Raw genomic sequence first — 22067 nt, forward strand, 5'->3', positions numbered from 1 at the left:
CACCGTCATCCTGCCCGTGGCGGCAGCCTGACAGACTCGGCTCTGCCCGAGGACGCTGTGCCAGCCAGGCCAGCTACACCACTCCGTGGGACACGACCTTCGCCGACGTATTCGCCTTCGTCTCACAAAGCTTGAGAACGCAATTGGCGCGGCTTGGGCAAAGCCGCCCACGAGGGACCACGTTCGGGAGACGAGTGGCCGTGGACTGACGCCGCCACCGGCGCATCGGCCTGCGTGGACCAGAGCATATGGACGCCCACGGTCAGGCCGCACTCTGGTTCTGAATGCGAGTAGCACCTTGCGTGCGGACCTGGTCAACGGAACGCCGTTTCCAGCGACAACCGAGGGGCTGGGCTGGCCGACGCTGTGGGTCGGCTACTTCTACACGCGGAGACCGTCTCAGCCGCTGGCGGTCCTAGTTTGGGGCTGGGCGCGGCGGCCCGCCATGCCGTGATGAGGGGCATAGACGCGGTCCGATAACTTCGGCCTCGCGGCGACGGCAGACCTTGGCGGCGGCAGACGTAGGCGTCGCCGCTCAAACCCAAGTTCCCCACGTCCTCAGCGCTTCGCGCCTGCGGGGCTTGTGGCAACCAGATTTTTCGTCCGTGCTTTTGTCGAATGCCCCTGTCGCGAAGCGACGCCAGCTCCGGAGCTGGGGCAATGCGCGATGTCGAGCGCTGCTACTGCGCTCCCAATGCCATCCAGCTCCCAATGGGACAGGTGTGTCGCTGGGTATAGAGGGCCATTATGGGGCGACACACCTGTCTCACGTTCCGCCTAGAATTCCGTGACGTAATAGCCAGTTTCGGGGCGTTGAAGAGCTGCGTCACCCGTGGCTCTGCCCAAAGGGCGTTCGAAAATCGATCGGCGACAGCGCACTCCAGAAACTGGCCCCCGATTATGGCGGTCGAACGGATCCCGGCCGGTTTGTCGAAGCCCAACGAACCTGCGGAACAGCAGAGGCTACTCCAGCCGGTTTGTGAGCTGCCGCTCGGAGCGGATCGCTTAGAACGCCCGCAGCAGCATGGCGCGCAGCAACTTTCCTGCGGGTAGAGAGGCGGACCTGTTCCGGGGCGCAAGGCGGCAATTACGCGGATTTCCGGGGAATGACCTACCGGGTCAGCTCGCTCGCCCCGGCGAGCGTCGCGCTCCGTAGGGTCATGACGGTTGCGATCCGCAGGACGGTTGCCGTGAGGCTCATGGGGCTTTGAAGGCCGACCTGTGCGGGAATAGAACGCAACTTCGCCTCCATCGTTGCGAGCGTCTCATGACCGCCACTCAGCCTAACCGCAGCGGATGGTCCTCTGCACCGTCCAGGCATCCAGATCCTTCTTTGTTGAGTGTCGAGGGACGGAGCGGGATTCAGCTGCCAGACGGCGAAACCAACGCTCCAGGCGAGATACCTGGCCCAACAAATGGACCCCCACAGGGACCCCCACTTAACCACCCCAACCTGCGACGAATCGCGATGATCGAGAATATCCAGCTGATTCAGGCAAATGTTGGTGGGCGGTGACGGGCTCGAACCGCCGACCCTCTCGGTGTAAACGAGATGCTCTACCAACTGAGCTAACCGCCCTCGCCGCAGGCGCGGCATGGTGCGCCTCTTATGGCGATTTCGACCCCCAGGCGCAAGATCGCGCCGCCTCCCGCGTGGGGGTGATCATGGCGAAACGGGCCGGCGCTGGGCCGACCCGTTCCAACTCCGTCGCTGCGGGAGCGCTGGGCTCAGGCGTTGAGGGCCGACTTGAGGCCGGCGCCCGCCTTGAACTTCGGGGCCTTGGAGGCCTTGGTCTTGATGGTCTCGCCGGTGCGCGGGTTGCGCGCCTCGCCGGCGGGGCGATCCGTCACCAGGAAGGTGCCGAAGCCGACCAGGCGAACCTCATCGCCGCTCTTCAGCGAGGATGTGATCGCGTCGAGCACGGCGTCCACCGCCGCAGCGGCCTGGTTCTTGTTGAGGTCCGCCTGCTCCGCGACGGCGGCGACGAGATCGCCCTTGTTCATCGGTAGTCTCCTCTGAATTCAGTCGGTGCGTCGAATCGAACGACGCCTGAGCGGTTTTTTCAGTTTGACGGGTCCGGCGCAAGGCGTGCCGGGCTGAATCCCAGGAAAACTCTAGGGTTTCGCCCATAAAAAGGCCCCCGACTGTCGCCGGGGGCCTTCTATTTTCAATTGACGCGTTGCAAAGCGTCAGTCGTCAGTGCGCGACCATACCGAGAGTCTCTTCCTCGCCGGCCGCCTTGGGGCGGGGCGCCGAGAGATCCTCTTCCCATTTGATCGCCTGAGGCTGACGCACGAGGGCGTGGCGGATCACCTCGTCCATGCGCGCCACCGGCACGATCTCCAGGCCGTTCTTGACGCTGGCGGGGATGTCCACCAGGTCCTTCGCGTTCTCCTCGGGGATCAGCACCTTCTTGACGCCGCCGCGCAGCGCCGCGAGGAGCTTCTCCTTGAGGCCGCCGATCGGCAGCACCCGGCCGCGCAGCGTCACCTCGCCCGTCATCGCGATGTCCCTGCGAACCGGAATGCCGGTCAGCACGGAGACGATGGCCGTGGCCATGCCGATGCCCGCCGACGGTCCGTCCTTCGGGGTCGCTCCCTCCGGGACGTGGACGTGTATGTCGCGGCGATCGAACAGCGGAGGCTCCAGGCCGAAGTCCACCGCGCGCGACCGCACATAGGACGCGGCCGCCGAGATCGACTCCTTCATGACCTCCTTGAGGTTGCCCGTCACGGTCATCTTGCCGCGGCCGGGCATCATCACGCCTTCGATCGTCAGCAACTCGCCGCCGACCTCCGTCCAGGCGAGCCCCGTCACGACGCCGACCTGATCCTCGTCCTCGGTCTCGCCGTAGCGGAACTTCGGAACGCCGAGATAGTCAGGCAGGTTCGCGGCGGTGACGACCACCTTCTTCTTCTTCGACATCATGATCTCCTTCACCGCCTTGCGGGCGAGGTTCTGGAGCTCACGGGTCAGGTTGCGGACGCCCGCTTCCCGCGTGTAACGGCGGATCAGCAGCAGGAGGCCTTCGTCGTCGATCGCCCACTCGTTCTCCGTCAGGCCGTGCTTCTTCACGGCCTCGGGGATCAGGTGGCGCTTGGAGATCTCCAGCTTCTCCTCTTCGGTGTAGCCGGCGATCCTGATCACCTCCATGCGGTCGAGCAGCGGAGGCGGGATGTTGAGCGTGTTCGCCGTCGTCACGAACATCACGTTCGACAGGTCGTAGTCGACCTCGAGGTAATGGTCGTTGAACGAGTTGTTCTGCTCAGGGTCGAGCACCTCCAGCAGCGCGGAAGACGGATCGCCCCGGAAGTCCATGCCCATCTTGTCGATCTCGTCGAGCAGGAAGAGCGGGTTCTGGGTCTTCGCCTTGCGCAGCGACTGGATGATCTTGCCCGGCATCGAGCCGATATAGGTCCGGCGATGGCCCCGGATCTCGGCCTCGTCCCGCACGCCGCCCAGCGACATCCGCACGAACTCACGGCCCGTCGCCTTGGCGATGGACTTGCCGAGCGAGGTCTTGCCGACGCCGGGAGGACCGACGAGGCACAGGATCGGACCGGTCAGCTTATTCGCGCGGCTCTGCACCGCGAGATACTCGATGATCCGCTCCTTGACCTTGTCGAGGCCGTAATGCTCGGCGTCGAGCAGCTGCTCGGCGCTGGCAAGGTCCTTCTTGACCTTCGAGCGCTTGCCCCAGGGCAGCGACAGCATCCAGTCGAGATAGTTGCGGACGACGGTGGCCTCCGCCGACATCGGCGACATCTGGCGGAGCTTCTTCATCTCCGCCTGCGCCTTGTCGCGGGCTTCCTTCGTCAGCTTGGTCTTCTCGATCCGCTCCTCGAGTTCGGCGAGCTCGTCCTTGCCGTCCTCGTCGCCGAGCTCCTTCTGGATCGCCTTCATCTGCTCGTTGAGGTAGTACTCGCGCTGGGTCTTCTCCATCTGGCGCTTGACGCGCGAGCGGATGCGCTTCTCCACCTGCAGCACGGAGATCTCGCTCTCCATGAAGCCGAGGACCTTCTCGAGCCGCTTGGAGACCTCGGTGATCTCCAGCACGTCCTGCTTGTCCGTGATCTTCACGGCCAGGTGCGACGCAATGGTGTCGGCGAGCTTGGAGTAGTCGTCGATCTGGCCGACGGCCGCCACGACCTCGGGCGAGACCTTCTTGTTGAGCTTCACATAGCTCTCGAACTCGGAGACGACGGAGCGCGCGAGCGCCTCGGCCTCGATCTTGTTCGGGATCTGGTCGGCGAGCGACTCCGCCTCGGCCTCGTAATAGTCCTCGGTCCGGACATAGTCGCGGACCTTCGCGCGGCCGACGCCCTCGACGAGCACCTTCACGGTGCCGTCGGGCAGCTTCAGCAGCTGCAGCACGCTGGCGAGCGTGCCGATGGAGTGGATCGCCCCGGTGGCGGGATCGTCGTCGGCGGCGTTCTTCTGCGTCGCCAGCAGAATGAGCTTCTCGCTCTTCACCACCTCCTCGAGAGCCTTGATGGACTTCTCGCGGCCGACGAAGAGCGGAACGATCATGTGGGGGAAGACGACGATGTCGCGCAGCGGCAGCACGGGGAAGGTATCGACCGAACCCGGCTCGATCTGCGGACGCTGTCTGGATGTCGTCATGAACGGAGAATCCTTTCTGGTGCGCTCGCGAGGGCTCCCGGCGGGCAACCCGGCGAACGAGAAGCGTCGGGCCGCGGTCGGCTGCGTTCCGGCGCTGACGCACCCGGTTCCTCCAGGGAAGGGCCGGAGATTTGGCCTCCCCTGTTGAATGAGCGAACCGGCTGTTGTGTTGACGTTAAGATGGTCAGGCGACCACCCCACTTCAAGGTTTTCGGCCCTCGGGCCGCAGGCGTCCGGCGCGGGTCAGCCCGCCGGACGCCGCAGGGTGGATCAGGCGCTGGAGGCGGCCTGCTCGTTGGACTTGTCCGAGTAGATATAGAGCGGGCGGGCCTTGCCTTCGATGACCTCGGGACCGATCACCACCTGCTCGCAGCCTTCGAGGCTCGGCAGGTCGTACATGGTCTCCAGCAGGATGCCCTCCATGATGGAGCGCAGCCCGCGGGCGCCGGTCTTGCGCTCGATCGCCTTCTTGGCGATCAGCGACACGGCCTCGTCCGCGAAGGTGAGCTCGACGTCCTCCATCTCGAACAGGCGGCCATACTGCTTCACCAGGGCGTTCTTCGGCTCGGTGAGGATCTTCTTGAGCGCCGGCTCGTCCAGGTCCTCGAGCGTCGCGATCACCGGGAGGCGGCCGACGAACTCGGGGATGAGGCCGAACTTCAGCAGGTCCTCGGGCTCGACCTCGCGGAAGATCGCGCCGGTGCGGCGGTCGTCCGGAGCTTCCACCTTGGCGCCGAAGCCGATCGACGTGCCCTTGCCGCGCGCCGAGATGATCCGCTCCAGCCCCGCGAAGGCGCCGCCGCAGATGAACAGGATGTTGGTCGTGTCCACCTGCAGGAACTCCTGCTGCGGGTGCTTGCGGCCGCCCTGCGGAGGCACGGAGGCGACGGTGCCTTCCATGATCTTCAGCAGGGCCTGCTGCACGCCCTCGCCCGAGACGTCCCTCGTGATCGAGGGGTTGTCGGACTTGCGGGAGATCTTGTCGATCTCGTCGATATAGACGATGCCGCGCTGCGCCCGCTCGACATTGTAGTCGGATGCCTGGAGCAGCTTGAGGATGATGTTCTCGACGTCCTCGCCGACGTAACCGGCTTCGGTCAGCGTCGTGGCGTCGGCCATCGTGAACGGCACGTCGAGGATGCGGGCCAGCGTCTGGGCGAGCAGCGTCTTGCCCGACCCGGTGGGGCCGCAGAGCAGGATGTTGGACTTGGCCAGCTCGACGTCATTGTGCTTCGTGGCGTGGTTCAACCGCTTGTAGTGGTTGTGCACGGCGACGGAGAGCACCTTCTTGGCGTGATCCTGGCCGATGACGTAATCGTCCAGGACCTTGCGGATCTCCTTGGGGGTCGGAACCCCGTCGCGCGACTTCACCAGCGAGGACTTGTTCTCCTCGCGGATGATGTCCATGCACAGCTCGACACACTCGTCGCAGATGAACACCGTCGGACCCGCGATGAGTTTGCGGACCTCGTGCTGGCTCTTGCCGCAGAACGAGCAGTACAGCGTGCTCTTGGAATCACCGCTGCCGACTTTGCTCATGGCGAACCTCCACTCGATCGAGAGCCGGACGGCAGCCGCGCGACTCGCTCGATCAGGTTATGGGGCGCAGGTGAAGAAACGGTAGTTCCTCGCACCCTGTCCCCAGGGACTGATCCCCGACTGACACCGAAACCATGACGGATTCGGGACCATGTCTGCCCGATGCAAACATGGCGCCGGTTGGGGATCAATAGGCTGTATCCCTCATGGGGATGGGCTGTAGGGATGAAACAGGCGTACAAGCCCCAACGTTCCCGTATCTTACGGGAGGATGGCGCGCTTTCGCCAGCTCTCAGCGCCTTACCGAATCCAGGGGGCTTGTGTCGGGAATGTGACGATTTCTCGCGAGAGGTCGCAATGTCGCACACGCCGACGCCAGAACTCCCCGATCAGGACGGCTCGACCGGGCGCTTCTCCATGACCTGGTCGACGATGCCGAAGGTCTTGGCGCCGTCGGCGGTCATGAAATTGTCCCGCTCGAGGGCCTCCTCGATGGCCTTGTAGTCCTTGCCCGTGTGCTTCTCGTAGATCTCGTTGAGCCTGCGCTTCAGGCTCTCGACCTCACGGGCGTGGATCAGGATGTCGGTGACCTGGCCCTGGTAGCCGCCGGAGGGCTGGTGGACCATGATGCGCGCGTTAGGCAGCGCGAAGCGCATGCCGGTCTCGCCCGCCGCCAGCAGCAGCGAGCCCATGGACGCCGCCTGGCCGATGCACAGGGTCGACACGGGCGGCCGGATGAACTGCATGGTGTCATAGATCGCCAGGCCCGACGTGACGATGCCGCCCGGAGAGTTGATGTAGATCGAGATCTCCTTCTTCGGGTTCTCGGACTCGAGGAACAGCAGCTGCGCCACCACCAGGGAGGCCATGTTGTCCTCGACCGGGCCGGTCAGGAAGATCACGCGTTCGCGCAGGAGGCGCGAGTAGATGTCGAAAGCGCGCTCACCGCGGTTCGACTGCTCCACGACCATGGGCACGAGCATGTTGTTATAGACTTCGATCGGATCGCGCATTGTCGTGCTCATTCTAGGATGGAGTGAAACAGGCAGGGTCGCGGCGAACCGCCACGACGCTCAACATAGTGATCCGGGCCAGCCGCGCAAAGGGGTACGGCCCAGCGTCCTGAACAGACCCTTCGACGCGCCCGCCGCTCCTCGCGGGCCAACGAAAACAGGCGGCCCTGAGGCCGCCTGCGAGACGATGGGTCGAGCGTTCACTCGGCCGAGTCGGTCGGCGCCTCGGCCGTCTCGGCCGCCGGCTCCGCCTTCTTCTTGGCCCGGGCCTTCGCCTTGGGCTTGGCGGTCGTCGGGGCGGCGGCCTTGTCGCCGTCCTCGTCTTCCGTCATCAGCTCTTCCTTGGAGACCTTCTTGTCCGTGACGGTCGCGGTCTCCAGGATGTGATCGATCACCTTCTCCTCGAAGATCGGCGCGCGGATCTCGGCCAGAGCCTGCGGGTTCTTGCGATAGAACTCCCAGACCATCTTCTCCTGGCCGGGGAACTGCCGGGCGCGCTCGACCAGCGCGGCCGAAACCTCGTCGTCGGTCACCTGGACCTTGGCGGCCTCGCCGATCTCGGCCAGCACGAGGCCGAGGCGCACGCGCCGCTCGGCGATCTTCTGGTACTCGGCGCGGGCCTCCTCCTCGGTCGTCTCCTCGTCCGCGAAGGTCTTGCCGGCCTGCTGCATGTCGGCCTCGACCTGGCGCCAGATGTTCTCGAATTCCTGGGCGGTCAGGCTGGGCGGCAGGTCGAAGGTGTACTGCCCGTCGAGCGCGTCGAGCAGCTGGCGCTTCAGCTTGCGGCGCGACACGGCCGTGTAGTCGCGCGAGATCGCCTCCTTGAGGGCGGTCTTCAGCGCGTCCAGGCTGTCCATGCCGAACTGCTTGGCGAACTCGTCGTCCAGCGTCACCTCGGCCGGGGCCTGCACGTCCTTGACGGTGACCGCGAAGGAGGCCTGCTTGCCGGCCAGGTGCGCCGCGCCGTATTCGGCCGGGAAGGTCGCCACCACGGTCCGCTGCTCTCCGGCGGCCGCGCCGACGAGCTGCTCCTCGAAGCCGGGAATGAAGCCGTTGGAGCCGATGTCGACGGGGATGTCGGTCCCCTTGCCGCCCTCGAACTCCTCCCCGTCGATCGATCCGACGAAGTCGACGATGACGCGGTCGCCGGTCTCGGCCTTCGCGCCCTCGCCCTTGGAGGAATACTGGCGGTTCTGCTGGGCGAGGCGGTCGAGAGCCTCGGCGAGCTCGGCGTCCGGAACGTCGAAGGTCTCACGGGTGACCTGAAGGCCGGAGAAGTCGGCGATCTCGAATTTCGGCAGCACCTCGAGAGCGACCTTGTAGGACAGGTCGCCCTTGGCCTCCATGGCGGCCTCGACCTCGGCCTGGTTCTCGGGGAACACGATCTGGGGCTCGAGGGCGAGCTTCAGGCCCTGGTCCTCGACGATCTTGCGGTTCGTCTCGTTGACGAGGTTCTGCAGCACGTCGGCCATCACCGACCGGCCATAGACCCGGCGCAGGTGGCCCACCGGCACCTTGCCGGGGCGGAAGCCGTTGATGCGCACCTTGTCCTTGAGCCCGACGAGCTCGTTGGTGAGGCGTTCCTCGAGATCCTTCGCCGGAAGAACGACGGTGAACTCGCGCTTCAACCCCTCCGACAGTGTTTCCGTGACCTGCATAGCGTGACGTGCCTTCGAGCGTGAATGGAGCAAGGAACGCGGGGCTCGGGACGTGCCCGGATCAATGACCCGGGTCGACCCATTCGGGCGCCTCACCGCGCTAAGAAGCGCGTTCGGCGGCGGCCTGGTGCGGGCGGAGGGACTCGAACCCACACGACTTGCGTCACTGGAACCTAAATCCAGCGCGTCTACCAGTTCCGCCACGCCCGCATGTGGGCGACCGCGCCCCACCGCGGAGCGCATGCCCCACGGGTGCGGCTCTATAGCATGCGCGGCGCAGCATGCCAGCGAAAAAAGCCGCGCCGGCCGGCCTCGCGACGCGAGCGCCGCCCTGCGATCATCTCGCGCTCCCGGCCCAGCCGTGGCACAACTGCGTGACGCGTCGCGACCGAGACGGACTCAAACGCCCCCCATGTCTGAAAAGCCTCCGAGACCAGCCCCGAACCCCGCCTTGTCCCGTCGCACGCTGCTGGCGGGCGCGGCCCTCGCCGCCGCGGGACCGCTCTGGCCCGGGACGGCGCGAGCCCAGACGAGCGGCGCGGCGCAGACCTCGGCCGCCGCCGACGGGATGCCGACCGTGCTGCTGGAGGCCAAGCCGGGCGTGGTCGACTTCCAGGCCGGCCAGCCCACAGACATCTTCGGCTTCGGCGGCAAGGCGCCGGGGCCGGAACTGCGTCTGCGCAAGGGCGAGGCGTTCCGGGCGAAGCTGGTCAACAGCACGACCCGGCCGCTGACCCTGCACTGGCACGGCATGCGCATCGTCAACGACATGGACGGGGTCGCGGGCCTCACGCAGGAGCCGGTCGCCCCGGGGTCGAGCGCCGAGATCCGGTTCACGCCGCACGACGCCGGGACTTTCATCTACAGGCCCCTGGCGCCCGGCTTCACGGCCGAACTCACCGAGCGGGGCCTCGCCGGGGTGGTGGTCGTGGAGGACCCGGCAGCCCCTGCGGTCGATCTCGACCGGGTGATCGCCGTCGATGACTGGCGCCTCTCCGACCAGCATCAGCTGGAGCCGTTCGGCGCGGCCGAGGACCGCGCCAGCGTCGGCCGGCTCGGAAACCTCCTGACGGTGAACGGAGCCAGGGCGCCGGAGCGGATTTCCGTCGCGCCCGGCGCGCGCGTCCGCCTGCGGCTCGCCAACCTGTGCAACGCGCGGCTGATGCGAATCCGCTTCGAGGGGGTGAAGGCCTTCGTCATCGCCACGGACGGCCAGCCCACCGACAGCTTCGAGCCGCTGCGCTCCACCCTGCCCTTCGCGCCGGGATCCCGCTACGACGTGATGTTCGAGGCCGGCGACGCCGGGTCGGGCGGTTCGGTAATGGCCGTGATCGGACAGGGCCTGCCGCTCGTCGAGGTCAAGGTGGAGGGCGAGCCCATGAGCGCCCGCCGCCCCCCGCCGCCGCCGATGGCGCCCCTGGGCGACAACCCGCTCCTGCCCCCCGCCATCCCGCTGCAGAAGGCGCAGCGCGCCGACGTGGTGATCGAAGGGGGCGCGAAGCCCGGACCCGACGGCAAGGCCGCGGCCTATGCGGGCGATCCGAACCGGATCTGGACCATCAACGGCCAGGGCGGGCTGGCGGCCGGCGACAAGTCGCCCGGAAAGCCGCTTTTATCGGTGAAGCGGGGCGCGACCGTGGTCCTGGCCCTGGTGAACCGGACGCCCTACCCGCAGGTGATGCATGTGCATGGGCACAGCTTCCGCCTGCTCCATCCCCTGGACGACGGGTGGGAGCCCTACTGGCTGGACACCGTCATCGTCCCGGAAGGCCAGACCGCCCGGATCGCCTTCGTGGCCGACAACAAGGGCAAGTGGCTGATCGGCTCGACCGTGCTGGAGCGGCTCGACACGGGCCTGTCGGCCTGGATCGACGTGAGCTGACCAAGCCCTGAAAACGCGAAAGGGCGGCCGAAGCCGCCCTTCCCCGCGCGCCGCAGCGCGTATGTCCGGCGCCTTAGCGCTTGGAGAACTGGAAGCTCCGGCGAGCCTTCTTGCGGCCGTACTTCTTGCGCTCGACGACGCGGGAGTCGCGGGTCAGGAAGCCGACCTTCTTGAGGATCGAGCGAAGCTCCGGCTCGTAATAGGTGAGCGCCTTGGCGAGGCCGTGACGGACCGCGCCGGCCTGGCCGGAGAGGCCGCCGCCGGCGACCGTGACGTTGATGTCGTACTGGTCGACGCGGTTGGCGACGAGCAGCGGCTGCTGCAGGATCATGCGCAGGACCGGACGGGCGAAATACACGCCGATGTCGCGGTCATTGACCGTCACCTTGCCGGCGCCGGGCTTGATCCAGACGCGGGCGACCGCGTCCTTGCGCTTGCCGGTCGCGTAGGCGCGGCCGAGCGAGTCGATCTTCTGGACGTGCTTGGGAGCCTCGGGAGCGGCGGTCTCGACCGCGCCCTTGAGGTCCTGGAGGGACTGGAGGGTTTCGGCCATGATCAGGCGCTCCTCGAATTCTTGCGGTTCAGGGCCGCGACGTCGAGAGCCGTGGGCTCCTGGGCGACATGCGGGTGCTCGGCGCCCTTGTAGACGCGCAGGTTGCCGAGCTGCTTGCGGCCGAGCGGCCCGCGCGGAAGCATGCGCTCCACGGCCTTCTCGACGACGCGCTCGGGGAAACGGCCTTCCAGGATGAACTTCGCAGTCCGCTCCTTGATGCCGCCCGGATAGCCGGTGTGGTGGTAATAGACCTTCTGCTCGCGCTTGCGGCCGGTCAGGACCACCTTGTCGGCGTTGATGACGATGATGTTGTCGCCGCAGTCGACGTGGGGCGTATAGCTCGCCTTGTGCTTGCCGCGCAGCCGCATGGCCACGAGAGACGCGAGACGACCCACCACGAGGCCTTTCGCGTCGATCAGCACCCACTTCTTGTCGACCTCGGCGGGCTTGGCCGAATAGGTCTTCATGGGACTAGTTCCGATCATGGGCGCGCCGACGACGTCGCCTGCGCGGGAATGAAACGCGGGCGACCCCAAGGCCGCCCGTGCGATGGCCGTCGTCTACAGCAGGCGCCCTCGCGCGTCAATGCAGGATTCCAGCGGACTTTCCAAAAAAACGAAGCCGAAACAAAGACCTAGGATATGCGGTAAAATAGCACCGCGAAAATATCAACGCGGCGGAATGGAATAGGTGCCCGTCACATGCGCGACCGGCTCCTCCGACCCCTCCGACGTGATCGTGACCTCGCCCACCGCCAGCCGCTTGCCGAGTTTGAGCAGCCGGCACTCGGCCAGCAGCGCCCGGGGCTCCGGCTTGCGCAGGAAGTTGATGGAGAGATTGGTCGTCACCGCGAGGCCGACCGGGCCGATGGCGCCCAGGACCGCCGCATAAAGGGCGAAATCGGCCAGCGTCATCATCGCGGGCCCCGAGATCGTCCCGCCGGGCCGAAGCTGGCTCGGGTGATAGTCCATGCGCAGCCGGGCCCCGTGATGCGGGATGGCGAGCACATGCCAGATGCGTCCGTGGGAGTACATCTCCGGGAACTCGCGCTCCAGAAACGTCTCGAGCTCGCGAACCGTCATCACCGCCGTCGCAGCCGTGTCATTCATGCGCCCCTGCCCTTCTCGCCGCCGCCGTTCCCCTCGGCGGCGTTTCGCATATCATGCCGATAACGCAGCGCAACGACGCAAACGGAACCCATGCAGATGAGCGCGACGCTGTCCTCCACGGAACGAGAGCCTGTCCTGCTCAGGGCCGACGACGGCGGAACGGCGGTGCTGACGCTCAACCGCCCCCATGCGCGCAACGCCCTGTCCGAAGGCCTGATCGACGCCCTGACGGTCGAGCTCGACGCCATCGCCCGGCAGCCTTCCGTCAAGGCGGTGATCGTCGCCGCGTCGGCGGGGCCATGCTTCTCCTCCGGTCACGACCTGAAGGAGATGACCGCGCGCCGGGCCGACGCCGATCGCGGCCGCGCCTATTATGAAGACGTGCTCGGCCGCTGCTCGGCCCTGATGCAAAGGATCGTCCGCCTGCCCCAGCCGGTCATCGCGGCCGTCGAGACGCTCGCGACCGCCGCCGGGTGCCAGCTCGTGGCATCCTGCGACCTCGCGGTCGCCGGCGAGGAGGCCCGCTTCTGCACCCCCGGCGTCCATATCGGGCTGTTCTGCTCCACCCCGATGGTGGCCCTGTCCCGGAACCTGTCCCGCAAGCACGCGATGGAGCTGCTGCTGACCGGCGAGGCCGTTCCGGCCGAGGACGCCCTGCGCATGGGCCTCGTCAACCGCGTCGTCCCGAAGGGCCGGGCGCTGGAGGGCGCGCGGGACTTCGCCCGGACGATCGCATCGAAGTCCGGCCCGGTTCTCGCCATCGGCAAGCGCGCCTTCTACGAGCAGCTGGAGATGGGCCTCGCGGACGCCTATTCGCATGCGTCCCGCGTGATGGTGGAGAACATGCTCGCCCGCGATGCGGAAGAGGGAATCGGCGCCTTTCTGGCCAAGCGCGAGCCGCGGTGGGAGTGAGTCCCTTCCGCTCCGGGGCGGATCGCGTGTAGGACACCGTCATGAACCACGACAGCTATCCCGACGACCTCATCCGGGGCGTCCTCCACACCGTCAAGTCCATCGCGCTGGTCGGTTTCTCGGCCAATCCCGCGCGGCCGAGCTGGATCGTGACGAAGTACCTGATCGAGCGCGGCTACCGGCTCATCCCGGTCAATCCCGGCCTGGCGGGCCAGACGGTCCTCGGCCAGCAGGTCTACGGCTCCCTGGCCGACATCCCAGGCCCGGTCGACATGGTTGAGATCTTCCGCAACTCGGAAGCCGCGGGGCCGATCACCGACGAGGCGCTGGCGCTGGATCCCCTTCCCAAGGTGATCTGGATGCAGCTCTCGGTGCGCAACGACGAGGCCGCCGCCCGCGCCGAGGCCAAGGGCGTCACCGTGATCATGAACCGCTGCCCCAAGATCGAGTTCGGCCGGCTCTCCGGCGAGATCGGCTGGAACGGCATCAACTCGCGCATCCTGTCCTCGAAGCGCGCCGTGATGGCCGAAAAGGGGTTCCAGAAGCGCACGCTGGGGCCGCCCGGCGTGAACCCGTTCGGGGCGCGGCGCTGAGGTTCTGCAACCGTCCGTGCGTTGACGCACCGCCCGCCGTTCGATAAAAAGAACAGCATTTCCCGTTCCACGAACGTCGCGGGCTCGCCCGCGCTCCTGCATGAGGACACGTCCATGACCGAGCCCAAGGCTCCCGGCTTCGCCACTCTTGCGATCCACGCCGGCGCGGCGCCGGATCCGGCGACGGGCGCGCGCGCCACGCCCATCTACCAGACCACGTCCTTCGTGTTCGACGACGTCGACCATGCGGCGTCGCTGTTCGGCCTGCAGGCCTTCGGCAACATCTATTCGCGCATCGGCAATCCCACCTGCGCGGTGCTGGAGGAGCGCGTCGCGGCGCTCGAGGGCGGCACGGCCGCGCTCGCGGTCGCGTCCGGCCACGCGGCCGAATTCCTGGTGATGCACACCCTGATGCAGCCGGGCGACGAATTCATCGCGTCGAAAAAGCTCTATGGCGGCTCCATCAACCAGTTCAATCACTCCTACAAGAACTTCGACTGGCGGGTGAAATGGGCCGATCCGGACGACCTCTCGAGCTTCGAGGCCGCCGTCACGGACAAGACCAAGGCGATCTTCATCGAATCCATCGCCAATCCGGGCGGCGTCATCGTCGACATCCAGGCCATCGCCGACATCGCCCACAAGGCGGGCGTGCCGCTGATCGTCGACAACACGATGGCGACGCCCTACCTGATCCGCCCCTTCGAGCACGGCGCGGACATCATCGTGCATTCGGCCACCAAGTTCCTGGGCGGCCACGGCAACTCCATCGGCGGCCTGATCGTCGACGGCGGCAAGTTCGACTGGATGAAGTCGGGCCGCTATCCGATGCTGTCGCAGCCGCGCCCCGAATATGGCGGCATGGTGCTGGGCGAGACCTTCGGCAATTTCGGCTTCGCCATCGCCTGCCGGGTGCTCGGCCTGCGCGACCTCGGCCCGGCCCTGTCGCCCTTCAACGCCTTCATGATCCTGACCGGCATCGAGACCTTGCCGCTGCGCATGCAGCGCCATTGCGACAACACGCTCAAGGTCGCCCAACACCTGCAGCGCCACCCCAAGGTGGCGTGGGTCAGCTATCCGGGCCTGGAGGGCGACAAGTATGGCGCGCTCGCGAAGCGCTATTCGCCCAAGGGGGCCGGCGCGGTGTTCACCTTCGGCCTCAAGGGCGGCTATGACGCCGGCGTGGCCCTGGTGTCGAACCTCAAGCTGTTCTCGCATCTGGCCAATATCGGCGACACGCGCTCGCTGGTGATCCACCCGGCCTCCACCACCCATCGCCAGCTGACGGCCGACCAGCAGACCCAGGCGGGCGCGGGCCCCGAGGTGGTGCGGCTCTCGATCGGCATCGAGGACGTCGAGGACATCATCGCCGACCTCGACGAGGCGCTCGCGGCGAGCTGAGGCTCGCGGCGGCCCTCGCGGTCAGGCCGGCAGGCGCGCGCTGCGCGTCAGCCGCCAATGCACCGCCGCCATGCTGAGCACCAGCATGGCGAAGGCCTGGTGGGCGAGGCCGAGCGACAGCGGCGTGATCGCCAGCAGGGTCGCCACGCCGAGGGCCGCCTGCGCCACAGCGAGCGACGCGATCGCGCCGGTGCGGCGCGCGGCCGAGGATCCCGGCAGGCTCCGGCGCGCCGTCCAGGCCTGCGCCACCGCGATCGCGACCAGCGCATAGGCCATCATGCGGTGGTTGAACTGCACCGTCAGCGGGTTGTCGACGAGGTTCTCGACCCAGGGCGAGATGATGAACAGGCCGGACAGATGGGGCACGAACCGCCCGTCCATCAGCGGCCACGTGTTGTAGGTCAGCCCCGCCTTGGAGCCCGCCACCAGCGCGCCGAGCGCGATCTGGAACAGCACCGCCGCGAGCGTCGCGGTCGCAAGGCCGCGCACCCGGGGCGTGGTAGGTTCGGGCGTGGAGCGGCCGAGGCCCGCCGCCACGGCCAGCAGTCCCGCCAGGATGACGCTCGCCGTGGTGAGGTGCAGCATCAGCTTGACCGGCGCGACCGCGGTCATCCCGGGCTTCAGGCCGGACGCCACCATGATCCAGCCGATCGCTCCCTGCAGACCGCCCAGGAGCCCGAGCGCCAGGACCGTCAGGGCGAGGCGCCCGCGCAGCACGCCCGTCGCCAGGAACCCGATGAAGCCGAGGCCGAACACCAGCCCGATCGCCCGGCCGAGCTGCCGGTGCGACCACTCCCACCAGAAGATCTCCTTGAACTCGGACAGGGTCATGCCCTTGTTGACGAGCTCGTACTGGGAGATCTGGCGGTACTTGTCGAATTCCGCCGTCCAGGCCTGCTCCGTCAGCGGCGGGATGGCGCCGGACACCGGCTTCCATTCCGTGATCGACAGGCCCGAGCCGGTGAGGCGCGTCGCGCCTCCCACCAGCACCATGACGAACACCAGCGCGGCGATGAGATAGAGCCAGCCCCGCACCGCCGCCAGGCCGCGGCCGACCGTCTCGGAACGCGCCAGGCGGCTCGCGCGCTCGACATCCTGCTCGGCGGCGGAAAGAGACATGGGTGTGGTCCGTCAATCCGGTTCGCCGCGCCGCGGCGAAATGCGCCGTGCGTCGGGGTTGATCGTCAGGGCAGCGGGACACATAGTCCCACCGGCCCCGGCCCACAACGGTCGCGTCGCCGCAGGCGCGCCCCGGCCCTTGCGACCGCCGCGTCGCCCTCCCCGCCGCGCCTTGGAACGGATCGATCCTGATGCGCCGACGCACGCGAAAACTCATCGGCGCCGTGACCATGCTGGTCTTCGTCTGCGTCTACGCCCTGGCGGCGATGACGGTGGCGCAGGGCGCGATCCAGGACGCAGGCAAGCTGGCGCAGGCCCTGTTCTACGTCGTGGTGGGGCTCGGTTGGATCCTGCCGATCATGCCGCTCATCCGCTGGATGGAGCGGCCCGATCCCGAAGACGCGTGAGCCTCATGCGGCGTCGACGCGCCGGCCCCTGTTCCAGAGCCAGAACGGCGCCCCCGACAAGAGCACGTCGAACTGGCGGGGGTCCTGGAAGAAACCGTTCAGCGAGATCCGCGGCAGCGCCGTGAGATGCCGCGCATGCTCGGGGAAGAGCATGCCTCGCCGGGTCGTCACCGCGCTGCGGAAGCCCAGCTCCCGGGCCAGCGCGAATTCGCGCGGCCCGGCGGAGCTCGGATCGCCCACCGGATAGGCGAGATGCCGCACCGGCGCGCCGAGCTCCTTCTCCAGGATGGACTTCGACTCCGCCATCTCCCGCCGGGCCGTCTCGGCGTCGTGCTTGGCCAGCATCGGATGCGTGAGCGTGTGGGCGCCGATGTCGATGAGGGGATCGGCCGCGAGCCGCCTGACGCCGTCCCAGTCGAGGCACAGGCGCTCGGCGGTCGCGCGGCTGTCGACCCCCTGCTCGCGCGCCAGGCCGGCGATGACGGCGCGCAGCTCCGGCTCGGGCCGGGCGCGCAGGCGCCAGTAGATCGTCTCGAAGGCGGCCGATTTCTCGGCCGAGGTGGACGCCGGCAGGTCGAGCCTCTCCCCCCCGATCGGCGCCCTCGCGCGGGCCGCGCGCGCGATGGCGTCCTCCAGGTCCAGCCACCACAGTTCGGCGCTCCGCTCCACGAAGCCCGGCGTCACGAAGATGGTCGCGGGCGCGCCATGGGCGCGCAGGACCGGCAGCGCATGCTCCAGATTGTCGCGGTAGCCGTCGTCGAACGTCAGCGCGAGGACGCGCTGGTCCACGCGCCCCGCCTCCACGGCGTCCACGGCCTCGTCCAGCGGAACGAAGCGATAGCCGGCCGCCCTGGCGCGCGTCAGCGCCATGTCCAGGAATTCGGGCGTCACCTCCAGCAGGCGGTTGGGCGCGAAGTCACGCTCCACCCATGGCCGGACATGATGAAGCATCAGGATCCCGCCGAGCCCCCGCAGGCCGCTCCCGGCCCAGCGCGGCGCTCCGGCCGCCGCCAGACCCGCGAAAGCCGCGCTGTAGAGACGATGCTTCAGCCCCATGTCCAACACCGTCGGTTAAGTCGGCGCAGGCCGTTCAACTTGGGGCTGCGACGTTAATCCTGGTTTAAGCATTCTGTTGACGTGATGGTCCTTGGCGACCACCGTGACCCCGTCAAAACGCCGGGAACACGATGTCGGTCGCCCTTGCATATCCGATGATCAGCTGGAGCGACATCACCGTCTTCCGATCGGCTGAAGACGCCGAGGCGCTGTGGCGCGCGCTCGAGGCGGAAGGGGCGTGCACCCCCTACCAGCGCTATGACTGGCTGTCCGCCTGGTACGCGACGGTCGCCATGATGAACCGTCTGCAGACCGCGATCGTCGTGCTCCACGATTCGAACGGCCGGCCCGCGGCCCTGTTTCCCCTCGTTCTGGAGCGCCAGGGCCCCGCCCTCGTGGCGCGCTTCGCCGGCGGCAAGCACTGCAACGCCAATATGGGCGTGTTCCGGCAGGGCTTCGCCGAACAGCTCGGCCATACGCCCGCCGCGGCCATCCTGAACGCCATGGCCGACGAGATCGCCAGGGAAGGCCTCGGCAAGGTCGACGTCTTCCACCTGCGCGCCCAGCCCGGCGCCTGGAGCGGCATGCCCAATCCCCTGGCGGGCGGGCCCGGACGCCACCCCGCCGAAGACGCGCATGCGCTCACCCTGCGGGACGAGGAAAGCGACGAGGCCCTCACCCGTCGCCTGCTCGGCAAGGACAGCCGCAAGAAGTTGGCCAAGAAGCTGCGCTGGCTGGACGAGCTGGGCGGCGTCGCCTTCCGGCGCGCCGAGACCGAGGCCGAGGTCGACCGCGTTCTCTGCGCCTTCTTCCGGCAGAAGGCCGAGCGCTTCCGCGCGCAGGGCATCGTCAACCCCTTCGCCTGCACGTCCACGCAGGCCTTCCTGAGGCGGGCGGCTCTCGCCGGGCTGGATCAGGGCCGGCCGGCGCTGGAGATCCACGCCCTGTGGTGCGGCGACATGGTCGCGGCGGCCTTCGGCGGCTGCTGCGACGGACGGCGCCTGAGCGGCACCTTCATCTCCTTCGAGACGGACCCGGCGATCATGCGGTCGAGCCCCGGCGAACTCATCGCCCTGGAGCTCGCCCGCCTGGCGCTGCGCCGCGGCATGCGGAGCTTCGACCTCGGCATGGGCGACGACGGCTACAAGCGCCATACCTGTCCCGAACGCGAATCGCGCTTCGAGAGCGTCGTGCCGGTCAGCGCCCTCGGCCGCGCGGTGGCGCTGGGGCTGATCGGGATGGGACGCCTGAAGGGCGCCATGAAGCGCGACGACCGGGTGCTTCGCACCGTGCGCCGCGTCGCGTTCAGGCTCGTGGGCGGCGGCCGCGCCTCCTGACCTCAGGCGGCGACGCCCTCCAGGCGTTGATGGACGATCTGCACCACGGGCAGGCCCCTGCGGCCGATCTCGGCGACGAACTCGGACGCGGCCGACGCATCCAGCTCGCCGCTCACCACCGCGGCGCACAGATCCGCATGGGCGAGGAGTTCGAGCATCGGCTCGCGGCGCTCCGACCCTGCCGTGATCGACGGGCCGGCGACCAGCACGACGTCATAGGTCTGGCCGAGCGCGCCCAAAGCAAGGCCGATACCCTGCGCCCGGTCAGGCGCGTCCTCGAGAGCGCCGTCCCCGGCGGACACGAGATGCAGCCGGGACCCCGGATCGCGATGGATCACCTGCATGAACGAGGCGCGGCCCGCCACGAGTTCGCAGAAGCCGGCGCCGTCATGCCCGCCCGCGCTCTCGGCGTCGACCAGCACGACGCGGTGGGTCCGCGCCAGGATCCGGCCGAGCGCGAAGGCGACGTCGCGGCTGGGCTGCCGGCCGGCCGAAGCGACGACGCAGCGGACCGGGCCGCCGGCCGCCATCTCGCGGATGCGGTCGGCCAGCGCGGACGGGCGCACGCCCTGCGCCGAAGCAGCCTTCGGCGCAGGGATCGGCTCGGGATCGGCCTCACGCAGGACGGGTTCCGGGGCGGGGCTCTCCGTCCGTCGCGCCGGCGCTTCGCTCATCCAGTCGACCGGGGGCTCGCCGACGCGCGCCAGGGCGGGCAGGACGGCGGCGGGCGCCGCCATGGCGGGCGAGGCCGCGGGCGCCGCGGGATCGTTCATGATGGCGCGGCCGGACATCAGTTCGGAGCTCACGATGCACATGGTCGAGACCAGGAAGGTCGCCAGCGTCACGATGATGATGGTCGGCAGCTTCTTGGGGAAGCTCGGTACGACCGGCGGGTCGGCGCGCTGGACGATGCGCGCATCCGGCGGCACGGCGTCCTTGACGTCGCGGGCGGTCGCTTCGCGGTAGCGCGTCAGCATCGCCTCGAGCTGCTCGCGCTGGGACCGCGCCTCGCGCTCTAGGGAGCGCAGCTGGACGTCGTTCTCGCTCGCCGTGATGCTCTGCTGCTTGTAGCCGTTCAGCGTGGCCGTCAGGCTCTCGACGCGGCCCGCCGCGATCTTGGCGTCGTTCTCCAGCGTCCGGACGGCCTTCTCGGTGGCGGCGGCGATCTGGCCGTCGAAATTCGCCAACTGGGCCGCAAGCTCCTTGATGCGCGGATGCCCGGGCAGCAGCGAGCGGGACTCCATCGCCAGCTGCGCCTTCAGGGTGGTCCGCTCCCCCACCAGCTTGCGCACGAGTTCGTTATTGGCGACGTCAGAGACTTCGAGCGTGCGGTTGGACGCGATCGCCTCGCGCAGCAGCTTCGCCTTGGCCTCGGCGTCCGCCTGGGCCACCCTCACCGTATTCAGCTGCGTGTTCAGCTCGGCCAGCTGCTGCTGCTGGATGGTCGCGTTGTTGGTGGAGACCAGCAGGCCGGTCTTGGCGCGGAACGCCTCCACCTTGGCCTCGGCGTCGGCGACTTTCTGGCGCAGCGGGTCGATGGCGCCGTTCAGCCAGGCGCTGGCCGAGCGGGCCACCTTCTGCTTGGCCTCCTCCTGCAGCTCCAGATAGATCTCCGCGATCGCGTTGGCGCCGCGCGCGGCGAGCTCAGGATCCTTCGAGGTGAACTCGACCGTCAGCACGCGCGACAGTCCCGCCGGAAAGGCCGTGACCCGCTCCAGGAAGGTGTCGATGAGCTGTTCGTTCTCGCTGGGGCGGACCACGCCGATATAGGCGAGCAGCCGGGAGGCCGAGCCCAGCACCGTCGCGCCCCGATCGAATTCCGGATTGCCGCGCAGCTGCAGCCGCTCGATCGCCCGCTTGGCGAGATCCCGCGACGTGATCAGCAAGGCTTGGCTCGCCACCTCGCGCTCGTCGATCGTGGCGTCCCGCTCGCCGCCATTGCCCGGCCGCGTGTAATAGCTGTCGCCGGTCTGGAGCAGGATGCGGGCGTCCGCCGTATAGCGCGACGTGGCCGTGTTGACGAAGAACGAGCTCGCCCCGAAGGCGATCAGAACCGGGATCAGGATCCACGCGCTTCGCCGCTTCAACGCGCGCCACAACTGGCCCATGTCGATATCGCCGCCACCGGCGGGGGCCTGCCCGGCGTACGCCATCACGTCATCCTTTACGACACGAACACTGGACGGAATGGTGAACGGGCAAGGTTTCAATAACGTTAAGTCAAGACTATCGCCTGATCAGCTTTTGTTAACCATGACGGCCCACAACATCTGCATCGATGGACCATCCCTCCGAGAGTCGTGAATGTCGCGTCGTCGCTTCCTCTGCATTCTCGGCGCCGCCGCGCTGGCCGGCTGCGCGCCGCAGGTCTACGCGCCGCCGGGCTTTTCGGCGCAACTCGACGCGCCCTACACCCTCGCCAGCGGCGACCGCCTGAGGATCATCGTTTTCGGCCAGGACAACCTGTCCAACAGCTACGCGGTCGACGGCTCCGGCCGCGTCTCGCTCCCGCTCATCGGCCCGGTCGGCGCCGGCGGCCAGACGACGGCCCAGCTGGAGCGCGCGATCGAGCAGAAGCTGCGCGCCGGCTTCCTTCGCGAGCCCCGGGTGTCCGTGGAGGTGGAGCAGTACCGCCCCTTCTTCATCCTCGGCGAGGTCACGACCGCCGGCCAGTACCCCTACGTCAACGCCATGACGGTGCAGACGGCGGTCGCCATCGCGGGCGGCTTCTCGCCCCGCGCCCTGCGCACCCAGGCCGAGATCACCCGCCAGATCAACGGGCGCCTCGTCACCGCCACGGTGCCGGTGACGGTCCCGGTCAGGCCAGGCGACACCGTGGTGGTGCGCGAGCGGTGGTTCTAGGA

The 22067-nt window shown here is 68.0% G+C and carries 18 protein-coding genes and 2 tRNA genes; 7 read left to right on the forward strand and 13 right to left on the reverse strand.

From position 1 onward, the window contains the following. Positions 1-1503 precede the first annotated feature (1503 nt). From ACYVO7_RS22435 to ACYVO7_RS22465, 7 genes are all read right to left on the reverse strand, one after another. Positions 1504-1579, reverse strand: a tRNA-Val gene (locus ACYVO7_RS22435). Between the two features lie 149 nt (positions 1580-1728). After that, positions 1729-2004 carry an HU family DNA-binding protein gene (locus ACYVO7_RS22440; protein ID WP_406858314.1) on the reverse strand — a complete coding sequence of 92 codons (276 nt, stop codon included), beginning with the start codon at positions 2002-2004 and terminating at the stop codon, positions 1729-1731. A 193-nt stretch (positions 2005-2197) separates the two neighbouring features. Then, positions 2198-4624, reverse strand: a complete 2427-nt coding sequence (gene lon, locus ACYVO7_RS22445; protein ID WP_460452003.1) for an endopeptidase La — start codon at positions 4622-4624, stop codon at positions 2198-2200. 270 nt (positions 4625-4894) lie between these two features. Beyond that, complete coding sequence (gene clpX / locus ACYVO7_RS22450) at positions 4895-6163, reverse strand: ATP-dependent Clp protease ATP-binding subunit ClpX (RefSeq protein WP_406858316.1); 1269 nt, start codon at positions 6161-6163, stop codon at positions 4895-4897. A gap of 389 nt (positions 6164-6552) precedes the next feature. Next, positions 6553-7176, reverse strand: a complete 624-nt coding sequence (locus ACYVO7_RS22455) for an ATP-dependent Clp protease proteolytic subunit (RefSeq protein WP_460452004.1) — start codon at positions 7174-7176, stop codon at positions 6553-6555. A 200-nt stretch (positions 7177-7376) separates the two neighbouring features. Then, positions 7377-8834 carry a trigger factor gene (gene tig / locus ACYVO7_RS22460; protein ID WP_460452005.1) on the reverse strand — a complete coding sequence of 486 codons (1458 nt, stop codon included), beginning with the start codon at positions 8832-8834 and terminating at the stop codon, positions 7377-7379. A 125-nt stretch (positions 8835-8959) separates the two neighbouring features. After that, positions 8960-9044, reverse strand: a tRNA-Leu gene (locus ACYVO7_RS22465). Positions 9045-9285: 241 nt separating this feature from the next. On the opposite strand from ACYVO7_RS22465, the gene ACYVO7_RS22470 reads away from it, so the two are divergent. Beyond that, the gene (locus tag ACYVO7_RS22470; RefSeq protein ID WP_460452006.1) at positions 9286-10716 is read left to right on the forward strand and encodes a multicopper oxidase family protein; all 1431 of its coding nucleotides are present in this window, start codon (positions 9286-9288) and stop codon (positions 10714-10716) included. Between the two features lie 73 nt (positions 10717-10789). On the opposite strand, the gene rpsI is transcribed toward ACYVO7_RS22470, so the two are convergent. The 3 genes from rpsI to ACYVO7_RS22485 all read right to left on the reverse strand — a co-directional run bounded on the left by rpsI (position 10790) and on the right by ACYVO7_RS22485 (position 12378). After that, positions 10790-11269: a 30S ribosomal protein S9 gene (rpsI, locus tag ACYVO7_RS22475; RefSeq protein ID WP_406858320.1), complete on the reverse strand. Its 480-nt coding sequence runs from the start codon at positions 11267-11269 to the stop codon at positions 10790-10792. A gap of 2 nt (positions 11270-11271) precedes the next feature. Then, on the reverse strand, positions 11272-11736 hold the full coding sequence (gene rplM, locus ACYVO7_RS22480) for a 50S ribosomal protein L13 (protein ID WP_460452007.1): 465 nt from the start codon (positions 11734-11736) through the stop codon (positions 11272-11274). Positions 11737-11937: 201 nt separating this feature from the next. Next, positions 11938-12378, reverse strand: coding sequence for a PaaI family thioesterase (locus ACYVO7_RS22485; RefSeq protein WP_460452008.1), 441 nt, complete (start codon positions 12376-12378; stop codon positions 11938-11940). A 90-nt stretch (positions 12379-12468) separates the two neighbouring features. Between ACYVO7_RS22485 and ACYVO7_RS22490 the strand changes: the two genes are divergently transcribed. From ACYVO7_RS22490 to ACYVO7_RS22500, 3 genes are all read left to right on the forward strand, one after another. Continuing rightward, complete coding sequence (locus ACYVO7_RS22490) at positions 12469-13290, forward strand: enoyl-CoA hydratase (RefSeq protein WP_460452009.1); 822 nt, start codon at positions 12469-12471, stop codon at positions 13288-13290. A gap of 41 nt (positions 13291-13331) precedes the next feature. Then, on the forward strand, positions 13332-13883 hold the full coding sequence (locus ACYVO7_RS22495; RefSeq protein WP_460452010.1) for a CoA-binding protein: 552 nt from the start codon (positions 13332-13334) through the stop codon (positions 13881-13883). A 114-nt stretch (positions 13884-13997) separates the two neighbouring features. Beyond that, on the forward strand, positions 13998-15284 hold the full coding sequence (locus ACYVO7_RS22500) for an O-acetylhomoserine aminocarboxypropyltransferase (RefSeq protein WP_460452011.1): 1287 nt from the start codon (positions 13998-14000) through the stop codon (positions 15282-15284). A gap of 21 nt (positions 15285-15305) precedes the next feature. Here the strand turns inward: ACYVO7_RS22500 and ACYVO7_RS22505 are convergent, their stop codons facing one another. Beyond that, complete coding sequence (locus tag ACYVO7_RS22505; protein WP_460452012.1) at positions 15306-16403, reverse strand: COX15/CtaA family protein; 1098 nt, start codon at positions 16401-16403, stop codon at positions 15306-15308. A gap of 191 nt (positions 16404-16594) precedes the next feature. Here ACYVO7_RS22505 and ACYVO7_RS22510 point away from each other — a divergent pair, with 191 nt between their 5' ends. Then, the gene (locus tag ACYVO7_RS22510; protein WP_460452013.1) at positions 16595-16810 is read left to right on the forward strand and encodes a DUF2842 domain-containing protein; all 216 of its coding nucleotides are present in this window, start codon (positions 16595-16597) and stop codon (positions 16808-16810) included. A gap of 3 nt (positions 16811-16813) precedes the next feature. Here ACYVO7_RS22510 and ACYVO7_RS22515 read toward each other — a convergent pair whose 3' ends face one another. After that, complete coding sequence (locus tag ACYVO7_RS22515; RefSeq protein WP_460452014.1) at positions 16814-17875, reverse strand: polysaccharide deacetylase family protein; 1062 nt, start codon at positions 17873-17875, stop codon at positions 16814-16816. A gap of 146 nt (positions 17876-18021) precedes the next feature. On the opposite strand from ACYVO7_RS22515, the gene ACYVO7_RS22520 reads away from it, so the two are divergent. Then, positions 18022-19203: a GNAT family N-acetyltransferase gene (locus ACYVO7_RS22520; RefSeq protein ID WP_460452015.1), complete on the forward strand. Its 1182-nt coding sequence runs from the start codon at positions 18022-18024 to the stop codon at positions 19201-19203. Positions 19204-19205: 2 nt separating this feature from the next. On the opposite strand, the gene ACYVO7_RS22525 is transcribed toward ACYVO7_RS22520, so the two are convergent. Then, positions 19206-21356 (reverse strand): GumC family protein, encoded by a 2151-nt coding sequence (locus ACYVO7_RS22525; protein WP_460452016.1) that lies wholly within the window; start codon positions 21354-21356, stop codon positions 19206-19208. 151 nt (positions 21357-21507) lie between these two features. Here ACYVO7_RS22525 and ACYVO7_RS22530 point away from each other — a divergent pair, with 151 nt between their 5' ends. Further along, entirely contained in the window at positions 21508-22065 is a 558-nt protein-coding gene (locus ACYVO7_RS22530; RefSeq protein WP_406858331.1) for a polysaccharide biosynthesis/export family protein, read from the forward strand. Positions 22066-22067 lie beyond the last annotated feature (2 nt).

This window comes from Alsobacter sp. SYSU BS001988 (assembly GCF_054796215.1).